This window comes from Methanobacterium subterraneum (assembly GCF_002813695.1).
Lineage (GTDB): Archaea > Methanobacteriota > Methanobacteria > Methanobacteriales > Methanobacteriaceae > Methanobacterium > Methanobacterium subterraneum.
In genome coordinates, this window is the sequence record NZ_CP017768.1 from 2377968 (window position 1) to 2389488 (window position 11521).

8 protein-coding genes are annotated in these 11521 nt (G+C 41.1%); 4 read left to right on the forward strand and 4 right to left on the reverse strand.

Annotated features, from left to right (window positions below):
- The first annotated feature begins 227 nt into the window (after positions 1-227).
- Both BK009_RS11625 and BK009_RS11630 read left to right on the forward strand, forming a co-directional pair.
- A complete protein-coding gene (locus tag BK009_RS11625; protein WP_100907407.1) occupies positions 228-983 on the forward strand; it encodes an ABC transporter ATP-binding protein in 756 nt (251 codons plus the stop codon).
- Positions 980-2119, forward strand: coding sequence for an ABC transporter permease (locus BK009_RS11630; protein ID WP_100909633.1), 1140 nt, complete (start codon positions 980-982; stop codon positions 2117-2119). The genes BK009_RS11625 and BK009_RS11630 overlap by 4 nt, the downstream gene beginning before the upstream one ends.
- A 218-nt stretch (positions 2120-2337) precedes the next feature.
- Here the strand turns inward: BK009_RS11630 and BK009_RS12825 are convergent, their stop codons facing one another.
- On the reverse strand, positions 2338-5841 hold the full coding sequence (locus BK009_RS12825) for a DUF11 domain-containing protein (RefSeq protein WP_157809733.1): 3504 nt from the start codon (positions 5839-5841) through the stop codon (positions 2338-2340).
- Between the two features lie 382 nt (positions 5842-6223).
- Here BK009_RS12825 and BK009_RS12740 point away from each other — a divergent pair, with 382 nt between their 5' ends.
- A complete protein-coding gene (locus BK009_RS12740; RefSeq protein ID WP_236950989.1) occupies positions 6224-7192 on the forward strand; it encodes a transposase in 969 nt (322 codons plus the stop codon).
- Positions 7193-7414: 222 nt separating this feature from the next.
- On the opposite strand, the gene BK009_RS11645 is transcribed toward BK009_RS12740, so the two are convergent.
- From BK009_RS11645 to BK009_RS11655, 3 genes are all read right to left on the reverse strand, one after another.
- Positions 7415-8335 (reverse strand): cell wall biosynthesis protein, encoded by a 921-nt coding sequence (locus BK009_RS11645; RefSeq protein ID WP_100909635.1) that lies wholly within the window; start codon positions 8333-8335, stop codon positions 7415-7417.
- Between the two features lie 152 nt (positions 8336-8487).
- On the reverse strand, positions 8488-9711 hold the full coding sequence (locus BK009_RS11650) for a radical SAM protein (RefSeq protein WP_100909636.1): 1224 nt from the start codon (positions 9709-9711) through the stop codon (positions 8488-8490).
- 91 nt (positions 9712-9802) lie between these two features.
- Positions 9803-10864 (reverse strand): mRNA surveillance protein pelota, encoded by a 1062-nt coding sequence (locus BK009_RS11655; RefSeq protein WP_100909637.1) that lies wholly within the window; start codon positions 10862-10864, stop codon positions 9803-9805.
- Positions 10865-11084: 220 nt separating this feature from the next.
- On the opposite strand from BK009_RS11655, the gene BK009_RS11660 reads away from it, so the two are divergent.
- Positions 11085-11405: a hypothetical protein gene (locus tag BK009_RS11660; protein ID WP_100909638.1), complete on the forward strand. Its 321-nt coding sequence runs from the start codon at positions 11085-11087 to the stop codon at positions 11403-11405.
- The last annotated feature ends 116 nt before the right edge of the window (positions 11406-11521 follow it).

Sequence of the window (11521 nt, forward strand, 5' to 3'; positions counted from 1 at the left end):
GGAAAAATCACCTACAAATTATCAATCTAATCCAAATTATCAATTTACAAAACATTAGTCTACTACAAATGATCAATCTAATTACTCGTAATGGATTATCACAAACTATATTTTGTTTCATTTTATACTCATTTAGTTACAAAATATATAAAAGCTTGCTGATCACACATGGATAACTGGTGAAATAAACTTTAAAATTAAGTGGACTATGTGACAGGGGCGAAACAATGACTAAAGATTATGAACAGGCTATAGAAACCATGGAATTAACCAAAAGGTTCGGAAATTTCATTGCAGTTAATAATCTGGATTTAAAGGTGAAAAAAGGAGAAATTTATGGTCTTTTAGGCCCCAATGGTGCTGGTAAAACCACACTCATTAAAATGCTGTGTAGCATCCTGAATCCCAGCACTGGGAGTGCCCGGGTTCTGGGGGAGCAGATACCAGATGGAAACATTGTATCTCGTATTGGTTACATGCCCCAGGAAACTGGTGTTTACTTGGACCTTACTGTGGATCAGAACCTTAATTTCTACGGCCGTGTTTTTAACCTAGATAAAAACGAAATAGAAAAAAGAAAAGATGAACTTTTGAAATTCGTGGCTCTGGGGGACTGGAAACATGAAATGGTGGAAAACCTCAGTGGGGGAATGAAACACCGGGTTTCCTTAGCCTGCACCCTCATACACCAACCCGAACTCCTGTTTCTGGACGAACCCACAGTAGGGGTGGATCCTGAGCTTCGAGTGTCATTCTGGGATTATTTCTACCAGTTACGCCAGAAAGGAGTAACCATACTCATAACCACCCATTACATGGATGAAGCCCGAAACTGTGACCGTATTGGATTCATGCAGCACGGTCATCTTATAGCTGAAGATGCACCCTTAAAACTCCTTGAGGAGAGTGGGAAAGATTCACTGGAGGATGCCTTCTTAGTGTTCTCCCGTCATGATGAAAATAGGATGAGGGGATTAAAATGAAATTTTACCGTGTAATGGCGGTCAGCCGCCGTGTATTCCGCGATGTGGCCAATGATAAACGTAGTCTGGCCATGCTATTTTTGGCACCCATCTTTGCCATGTGCGTCTTTGGGATAGCCTTCAGTGGTGATGTGGAAGATGTGAATGTTATAATCGTCAACCAGGACCAGGGATACACCCCGCCAATGGGAAACACCACCTACCTCTCACAAACCATAATCTCCAACCTGGATACTGGAGTTTTGAATATTCAGAATATGCCTAATGTTGATGAAGCCCACCTGAAAGTGACTGATGGCAGTGCATCAGCAGTGATCATATTCCCGGAAAACTTCACCCAAGATGCTATGATGGCCACTAAAAACCCATCATCCGGAACCACAGCGGAGATCATAATCCAGGGTGATGATACCATTACCAACATTAAAAATGCCATTCTCAAAACAGTCAGTGATGCCCTTACCAATACCATGTCAGATGAAGGAGTTAATCCAGCCCTTAAAATTACATCTGAACCAATTTATGGTCAGGATGCAGAGTTCATTGACTTCTTTGTACCGGGGATCCTGGCCTTTGTGGTGTACCTTCTCACCACCATACTAACCCTCATCACCTTCGTGGGGGAAAGGGCTAACGGAACCCTTGAAAGAGTCCTGGCCAGTCCAGTTACGGAAGGGGAAGTAGTAACAGGATACGCCATCACCTTCGGAACACTGGGTATCCTGCAAGTGGCCCTGTTACTGGTGATAGCAATTCTAGTCTTCAACATAATCGTGGTGGGAAACGTGCTACTGGCCTTCCTGGCAGTGGCTATCCTGGCAGTCACCTGCCAGGCATTGGGGATACTCCTCTCCAGCCTGGCTAAAAGACCGGAACAGGCAATACAATTCTTCCCTTTCGTGGTATTACCTGCATTTCTCCTTTCAGGAGTCTTTTGGCCGTTACAGGCAATACCTGCCTGGTTAAGACCATTTTCTTATTTGGTGCCACCCACCTATGCTGTGGAAGCCTGCCGGGCAGTCATGCTCAAGGGATGGGGATTGGAGAAGATATGGCCTGATCTAGCTGCTCTGGTACTATTCGCCATCCTATTTTTAGGTCTGGCAGTATGGTCTTTGAAACGAGGTAAAAAATAACAAAACCTTTACTTCTTTTCTTTATAATCTCCAAAACCTTCACCTTTTTCTTTAATCTCATTTTATTTTGTTTAAGAATTGGATGGTGGTGTTCCTGACATGTAAAAATTATATATATTAAGTTATCTGGTGAGAAAAGATCACAAAACAGATAATTCTCATTTTAATCTAAAAAAATAAGGGAAAAGGGGATAATTATCCCCAAAATTGGTTTTTTCTTATTGGCGTTTTGCAGCGAATAATCCACCTAAAACCATTAACACAGCTAGTAAAAGTTGCGCTATTGGTATTCCAGTGCTTTGCATTCCTACGGTTTGGCCGTTTACCACTTCTCCATGAACTGTCTGGGCATTTATAGTCACGGGTTGAATGTTACTCTCCATGTTAGGGTCGTAAGTATCGGTGGTAATGCTTGGTCTGAAGACAAAAGTTCCAGCACTGAGTACTTTAACTTTAACCCATGCAGTAGGGTCTCCAACTTCTACATCGCCTAGTATCCAGGTTATAGTCCGGCTTACCGGGTCGTAGGTAGCTGTTCCCTGATCTACACTCACGTCCACGAACTCCATACCTTCAGGAATAGGTAAGGTAAATACCACATTACGGGCGGTGTCCGGTCCATTGTTACCCAACTTAAAGGTGAGAGTTATGGTTTCACCCACATAGGGGTTGTTTTTACTGGCCCAACTGTTGATGTAGAGATCAGTTAGGGGTACGTAGATTGCAGTCCCATTACTGCTTGCAGTGGATGGGTATTCAGTGAATGTTGCGTTAGCTGTGTTTATTATCCCAGTTGCATTACCAGCCATGATCGCGTTCACTTCGGCTATGAATGTCCGGACAACATCCGGCGCTCCATAGTTGAGGTTGAATGCAGACCAGGTTATGGTTCTACTTAACGCATCGTAGGTTCCACCGTCACTGGCTGATACAAAGTCAAGGCCCAGAGGTAACACGTCAGTTATAACCACGTTAGTGGCGTTATCTGGTCCTGCATTGTGTGCAGTGATGGTGAAAGTTACTTCATCCCCTACATTGGCTTCATGGTCTGTTGTATTGTCAGTTTTGGTGATGGATATCATTGCCGCGGGATCCACATTCAAGGTAGCACTCCGGTCAACTTCATCCTGAGGATAGGTACTCTGAATGAGTGTTGCGGTGTTGTTGAATAATCCAGTGCCATTTACCAGGACTAAGATGTCTAGGTAGACACCTCCCATGGAGGTAGTTAGGCTGCCTATGTTCCATAATCCGGTGGCGTGGTCGTAAGATCCTGCAGTGGCTGTGTGTGACTGGTAAACCAAACCTACAGGTAGTAAGTCGGTTACGTTCACGTCAGTGGCTGTGTCAGGACCTGAATTTTGGACCGTGATTATGAAGTGAATCATATCACCATAGTTGGGATGGTTGTCAGACACTGATTTCGTAAAATCTAAAACTGCCCGTGGTTCTACGTTCTGATTAACGGTTACAGTTTGATCATCCACGGTTACAGTGAATGTTGCCATTCCAGAAGATGTTGGTGAGTATGTAGTAGGGGCCTGTCCATCGATGGTGTACTGTGGTGTGTCCAAAGTTCCCCGGGTTGCAGTGAAATCAGCCTGAACATCATCAGGTATGTTTCCTCCAACTGGATTACCATCACTTTTTTGGGTAAGGTCACCTATGAATTGTACTGGTATGCCATTGTAGATATGGCTAGGTACAAGTAGACGTAATATTACCCATGGATCAGCATCCACAAGTTCGGATACTCTACCTGCAGTGAATGGGTTGGTTCCCTCGAAATTGGTTCCCCACCAGTTGTTAGTGGCATCAATGTTTATACCGTTACCACCAGCTACATCTGGAAGGCCGTTGTCTAAAATTCGGTTGAAATGTAGTCCTGTGTTCTCTGTTGATGCGAAGAATGCACCACCAGTTCCATCAGAACCGTCAGTTCCCCTGAGGGCCTGTGTTCCTGAACCGGCACTGGCATAACCACCGTTTTCGTAAGGAGTCGCAGCTTCACCAGCAAAGTTTCCTACGAAGTTGTTACTTTGGACTGTGGAACTTCCACTGACATGGAGTATGGCTCCACCGTTACCACCGTTACCAAAGTTTCCACCCTGGCCTCCAGCACCACCGGTACGTCCTGTGGCTGCAGCGCCACCATCTCCACCATCTCCACCGAGTCCACCGTTTCCGGCAGTATTACCAGTGAAGTTTGAATTGGTAATGGTTTGTGTGGTTCCCTGGTTGTAAATGGCTCCGCCATCACCACCTTCACCACCTTCACCTCCTACTCCTCCGGCGCGACCGTTACCTGCGTTAAGTCCACTTGCTTTAGCATCTCCACCCTGGCCACCGCTTCCTCCAATCCCACCGTTCCCGGCTTCGTTCCCGGATAGATCTGAATCGGTTAGAATCAAGGTGCTTCCGGTGTTGTAGATTGCTCCACCATCACCCCCAGTGCCTCCTTCACCACCGGCTCCTCCGGCTCCTCCGGAGCTTACTATGCTTCTGTCAACCCCGTCACCTCCATCTCCTCCTTTTCCACCGTTTCCGGCTTTATTGGAGTTGATTTCAGTTTGGGCTATGGATAGGGATCCGATGTTGTAGGCTGCTCCCCCGTTACCCCCGTTACCTCCAGTGTGTCCGGTGTAACCTGCAGGGTGTAACAGGATAACGCTACCATCACTTCCATCAGCTCCACTACCACCATCTCCAGCGGTGTTTTCGTTGATTTGGGAGTCGGTTATGGTTGTAGTTCCTGTGTTGTAGATTGCTCCACCGTTTCCACCATTTCCACCGGTCCCTCCGATTATCACTTGATAACCACCTGCACCAGCGTCACCAGCTAGGTTGTTGTGGATCAGGCTATCGGTTAGGGTCATGGTTGCGGTGTTGTAAATTGCTCCACCGTTACCACCGTTACCACCATCACCTAATATCACACCATCTCCACCGTTACCGGCACGGTTACCATAGAATTCACTACCAGTTATGGTTAGGGTTCCGGTACTGTAGATGGCACCACCATGGCCTCCGTTGAAACCGTTGGAGTGCAGAACTGCCCATCCATCAGAACCATCACCAGCACGGTTGTTGTAAATCTCACAGTCGGTTATTGTTGTAATTCCGGTGTTGTAGATTGCTCCGCCGTTACCACCAATACCTCCGTAATCCCAGGCACCACCGTCACCGGCCTGGTTATTCCTCAGGACACAGTTTGTAAGGTATAGTGTACCTTCGTTGTAGATTGCTCCACCATTGTATCCGTCAGGGTGTAGTGTGGTTCCATCAGATGCATGGCCATTTTCAAAGATGATGTTATAGAAGTACACAGTGTAACCTGGTGCAATGTAGATCAGTCTATCATTAGAACCTTGAATAGTTGCAATTCCTCCATTGGCTACGGTGAATCTGAGGTTTTTGGCGATTGTAAAGTCGGTTAGTGTGAATACTCCATTTTCTTCCAGTTCAATGGTATACATCTGTGTGCTAGTACCAACTGCTGCATTACTGTAGGCCCCCTGGATGGTAAGGTAAGATCCTACCAAATTCATATTCTCATCGTAAAGTTTGGGATCGGGTAATGCTTGAGAATTATTGGTTGAGTTGTTTACTGTTGGTTCTATACCGGTTGTTCCGCCTGTTGCGTCATCAGCTGCTGAAACAGCACCAGCAATAGTCAACGAAAATACAAGAACAAACAAAAACAAAACTATTTTCTTTTGCAAGGTCCTCACCTCCTCTTTTTTAGTATGCTTAGCATTAAAATCATTTTTGTGCACGTTTTCACCTCCATTCTGCTTGTTGTGAATGCTAGCTTTAATGACGTAATACTGCTTTTATAAAGGTATGAAATATTATTCATATCTTGAAATATTGTTTTCTAATGTCATTATTGTCTTTAGTGTCAATAAACATTTAAATAATTTTTGGCTTTGTAGAAACCCTAATTTTTTTTATTTGAATTTGAGGTTTTTTGTAGATTTTTTTTGTAAAAAAAATTTTTTAGTTTTAAGTTTCGTTTTTCCTGGTTTCACTTGAAATTACAGCTACATATTTTTAAAACAGGTTGCTAAAGTATTTATAATGAGAAAGGGGAATAATATTATTATGATTAGCGAAATCTATTATTCCCCTGTTTATAGTGGAGTTTCAAAGCAGTTAAATCTTTCGGATTTTGGTTTTAAAAATTCTAATATTCAATGTTTAAAAAGATTTTTAAACAAGAATAGTGAATTAAAAGAAAATAAACTGGTGAAATTCATCGAAAGAACGTATTATTATGTTAAAATAGCGATAAACAAGTATTCTAATGCCTTTTCAAACCATTTATATTCACAACATACTTTATTCACGATATTAGCAATGAAAATTTACACAAAATCAACATATCGTGAAATAATTGATTTTATTGATGTATCAGACATAATTAAGAAATATTTGAGAATAAAAAAGGTTCCACACTTTACAACAATCCAAAAATTCTTTAAAAGACTACCTTCAAAACAAATTAGAGAAATTAACCAATTAATATTATTATTAAACGATATTAAAGCAGATATAATAGCATTAGACGGCTCTGGTTTTACTAATGATTATGCAGACAAGTATTATGCAAAAATACGACAAAAAGAAAGAAAAAGCTACATAAAAAACCACTTAACAATAGACGTAAAAACACGCCTTATTTTATATTATCAAACATCACGTGGACCAAAATACGACACACAATTTGCAAAACCCGCATTAAGACAAATCAAAAAGTATAAACCACATTACATAGTAGCAGACAAAGCATATGACACAGAACCAATAAGAAAATGCATAAATGAAGAACTCAAAGCATTTGACCAAATACCCCTCAAAAAAAGAGCAAAAAAAGGACAATACAGACTAAAAAGCCCAACAATATTCCGACACAAAATATACATAAACAGAAACAATATAGAAAGCATATTTTCAGTAATAAAAAGAAAATTCAACGGCACAAACCACAGCAGAAGCACACAACTATCAAACAAAGAAACCAAACTCAAAAACACAATATACAACATCTACAGATCAACACAAATCAACTAAAAAAAGGGTTTCTACAAAACCTAATTTTTCACATTTTTTTGATTAATTTCAATCTAAACTAAGATAAATGGGTGGATAAATTCATCTTTGAATTATCTTGCCCTATATTTGAAAAATAAATCATTTTCCGCGAAATCTAAAGGATTGCTTATATATTAACTTAATTTATTTAAAATTAGATACAATTATTAGAAAACACTTAAATGGGAGAAATAATATTATTTAACCGCTCAAATGGCTGTAAGGGTTATAAAATAGCCTTCGAAAACCTAATATGATTAAAAATCTGTTTTCAATTATTATTGCACGTTTTCTTAGGAGTATTCTGCGAAGAAGATCACCCAAACCCCCACCAGTTGCCACGTCCATCCATAAATCACCATAGGTGGGATTAGATATTTTAAGGGTTTTTTCCAGGAAATCTTTAAGGTTTTTACGTCTTAACAATGCTATAATGAAAGAAGTTATTATTAAAAGTACCAACACCACTAAAAACACTCCCCCTACTTCCCAGTTATGGAAATTAGCCATGTTAATTCCTAGTAAGGTGTATAATATTCCTAAACCCACTCCAAAGGAATGATTACCCACTTCGCCCATCATTATCTTTCCCTGATAATCCAGTGGTGCATATCCCAGACAGGCTGCCAGTATTATTAATGCCATGGAATAAGGGTTTCCAGTGGTAAGGTAGAGGAGAATGGCTATTAGGGTGCTCATCATTATAACGGTGGAGGCAGCCGTTCCGGGTTGCATATCCGCAATGTTCATGGGCTGGATCATTAAGGCGATAAGGATAGAAACAGGGCCAAAGAAGAAATATCCAACTACCATGACCAGAAACATGCCTATACCTCTGGAAAGTTGTCCGATCTCAAAGGGAAGACTTTTGATTTTTTTCCTCCCTATAATGTCATCTAAAAATGCAAAAAACCCTATTAATCCAATCAGATAGTTTCCGGGAGGTGGGAAGAATAGTAGAAGTACGATAAAAGGTGCTATGCCCACTGCACGAGGGGTGCCTCCACGTATAGGTGTGTAAAGGTTACCTCCCAGGCGAGTGAATATATTCTGAAATAGGGGTGTTAAAATCCCGGAGAGAATGAAAACTACAATCAGCAAGATTAAATCCATGATATTCATTTATCATCACTTATAATAAAATATTTACGAATACTTTAAGATAATATGAAATATTCACCAATAGAAAATGTGGATGGACATATCTCCCTTTTAAACCTGAAATCAGAATAAGATTTCTATTTTTAACAGGGATCAATTTCATGTACTTGTTTTTAAGGTCCAATGTGTCCTTCAGGAGTTTGTGCAATGACGATCTTCAGCCCAGTTTCATTGAGAGTGTCTTTTACTTTCATCATTTCAGAATAAGATGGTAATAACAGGTCTTTCCTCCTAAATTCACCCCGATAATCAAGCACGCACACCTGCACATCACCCTTCAAATCAGATATTTTTTTCCCCATTTCTCCCACTTCTTCGGTTGAAATAATATCCTTGTTGTAGGGTATTCCAATTCCCAGGAACACATCATCAGAATACTCTCCAATAATGTATTCCACTGCAGACCATGATGTTTTAAGGTATTCTTCTGCCAGTTTAGTATCCGTAAGACCAGTTATTCTCTGAAAAGTGCTGGTGTGAAATCCCTTAAGATCCACTCCCACTTCTGTCATTCCAGCTTTAACCAGCTCATCAATGTAGGGTGCAGTGAGCACGGTTCCGTTGGTGTCCACGTGGATGTGAACATCACTGTCTTCTTTACAGATATACTTAATCAATTCCAGAAGCCATTGGGGATTTAAAGTGCTTTCACCACCAGATATTGCTATCCTGTCAACTTGGTGTTGCCTCTGGAGTCCGAGGAGTATCATGGCAGTTTCCTCAGCCTCCATGAGGTGTCCCCCGGCAGTAAAGGCCATACCATAGTTCTGGCACTGAGGGCAGTGTAGATTGCATCCATGGGTAAAACAGGCAATTTCTATAGGTTCTCCACTATTTTTAAGCTGATAGGGAGTTCCCACCCCTCCAACAGTGTGGGCTCCGAATCCACTAACCACCCGTAATGGGGGCATGGTGGTTGCTAATTCGATTTTCATACCATCATGTAGTGGTGTGATGCAGGAAAGAGCGTATTTACCATTAACTTTCACGGCACATGACCAGCAACCACCTGAAAAGCAGGGCATACTAATAACTGGATCATTAGGGGAGTCTTTAAATGGAAATTTACTGATCTCAACTCCGGCTTCACCCAGGGCATCTTTAATAAATCCAGATGTTTTTATCTCCTGACCGTTAACGTAAACTGTTCTTTCAGGGGATGATGCTAAATTGTCTTCTATGGCTATGAGGGCATTTTCGGGACAAGCAATGACACAGGCTCCGCAGCCAATGCATTTATCCTCCTCTAAACTTTTCCAGGCATTCCCTAGTGGGCAGAGAACCATTTCACACATTCTGCAGTGAATACATTTATCCCTATTTCTGGTTACACTCATTCACAGGGCCTCTTTCAGGAATTTTAAAGGTATTTTATTCTGCAGCAATCAATAATCCTAATAAATACGGTCTTTTTACAATATCTGTCCATTAATTCAATGCATACCTTAATAAAGCGGCTAATCCTCCAAGGGCACCTAGCTGCTTTCCACCATCATGTTCGCTGCTTAAAACCATCACTTTACCTCCCAGGTTTTCAGTAAGGTCCATGATCTTTTCCACATCTTCTTCCCGTAGCATTTCATCGATAACCAATAATTCTTCCACTGCACCAGCTTCAGCAGCGGTTTTGACTTCTTTTTTCCCATAGGTCACCATGTTGGAAGTTTTTCCAATTTCCTCTAAAACACGGGCCATCATCCGCATTTCCTCAGCTATACGTCCTTCAGTGGCCATTTCTTCCAGGATACCCTTCTGCAACACCTCGTGAATTCCGGATCTGCCGCCAGCCCCGGTGCTTTCCAGCCTTGAAATACGGGCAATATCTGGATATCTTTGGCTTATAAATTGATAAAAGTCATTTTTACCAAATCCTGGCCCGGCAATGACCATTCCTTCAATTCCTTCAAACTTGTTGATGGTGTTTACGATTTCCTCATAGAAATTGTTAATGATTTGTTGCCGGTTTTTCTGTACCATTCTCTTCCCGGAGATTCCCCCAATTATGGGTCCGTAATATTCCACTCCATACTGGCGGAGGATACCCATATCGGCATTATCATCCTCAATTACCACCACCAGTGCTTTTGGTATTTTTGAGGCATCAATGGCTTCCTTAATTCGTTTCCGGTGCCAGCGGGACCATCGTTCCTTCTGTATCTTCACTGAATTGTTGAGTTTCAAATCCAGGGTGTGATGGGATCCCAGGGAAACCAGATCTTCTGGTCCCTTCTCAATAACTCCTTTAGCACGTAGTTTACCGGTGTATTTATGGAAATTAATGCTCTCCACTCTTATGCCCATGAAAAATGTTTTTTTAATACCACGGTCACTGCGCAGGCGTTCTCCGGTGGTGTCCTGTATACGGCGGGTGGTTCTGGATGAGACCAGATCCCCTGGTTCTATGAGGTGAGAAAGATGCCAGAGGTCATCTAAAGTTTCGGGGAATAATTCAATAAGTCCTCTTTTGGCATCCTGATGAATAATACGCATTTTAAATACCTTTTTTGAATTTATATTTGCATTTGATTATTATTAAAGAACTTTGAGTCAAATGGATTTTTTTATGGTGTTTTTACCCTAATAAATTCCGATTTATGTTTAAATCTTTTTTTAACATCCCTTATTTTCTTTCATCTTATTCATAAATTTTATTCCCTTAATCATAAGTTTTATATAAAATGTATTACAAAATAGATGTTGGTGATTATTAATGGACAATCAGCTAGAAAGTAAGATAAGAGAAACCCTGGAAAATGTTAAACCATGGCAAAGGGTCCCCACGTCTCTTGAGGGTGTTTTTTTAATAAAAGCTCCTACCAGGGGTGATCAGGAAAGCATAATGGTAGAAGTAAACCCATTAAATGAGTTTGGACACCCTATTAAACGTAGAGGGATATTCATACAGCAGAAAATCCAGCTCGAAAGGTTTTTAGAGGTGATGAAAAAACCTCGTCTAATGGAATTTCTGGAAACACTGGATTCCATGGCGGGAAATGATGGAAATGAGAAGGTGGAAAAATTGGAGATATAAAAAGGGAGTTTGTTTGCTTTATTTACGAAAATACTCGTGAATTAGCTTAGAATTAAATAAAATCAATCAAAATAAAATCAACCAGATTATCTCGTTATTGGTATGTTAAATCATTA

Excerpts from the sequence above, each read along its gene's own strand:
- BK009_RS11625 (WP_100907407.1), top strand. The coding sequence starts at position 228 with ATGACTAAAGATTATGAACAGGCTATAGAAACCATGGAATTAACCAAA.
- BK009_RS11630 (WP_100909633.1), top strand. The coding sequence starts at position 980 with ATGAAATTTTACCGTGTAATGGCGGTCAGCCGCCGTGTATTCCGCGAT.
- BK009_RS12740 (WP_236950989.1), top strand. The coding sequence starts at position 6,224 with ATGATTAGCGAAATCTATTATTCCCCTGTTTATAGTGGAGTTTCAAAG.
- BK009_RS11645 (WP_100909635.1), bottom strand. The coding sequence starts at position 8,335 with ATGAATATCATGGATTTAATCTTGCTGATTGTAGTTTTCATTCTCTCC.
- BK009_RS11650 (WP_100909636.1), bottom strand. The coding sequence starts at position 9,711 with ATGAGTGTAACCAGAAATAGGGATAAATGTATTCACTGCAGAATGTGT.
- BK009_RS11655 (WP_100909637.1), bottom strand. The coding sequence starts at position 10,864 with ATGCGTATTATTCATCAGGATGCCAAAAGAGGACTTATTGAATTATTC.
- BK009_RS11660 (WP_100909638.1), top strand. The coding sequence starts at position 11,085 with ATGGACAATCAGCTAGAAAGTAAGATAAGAGAAACCCTGGAAAATGTT.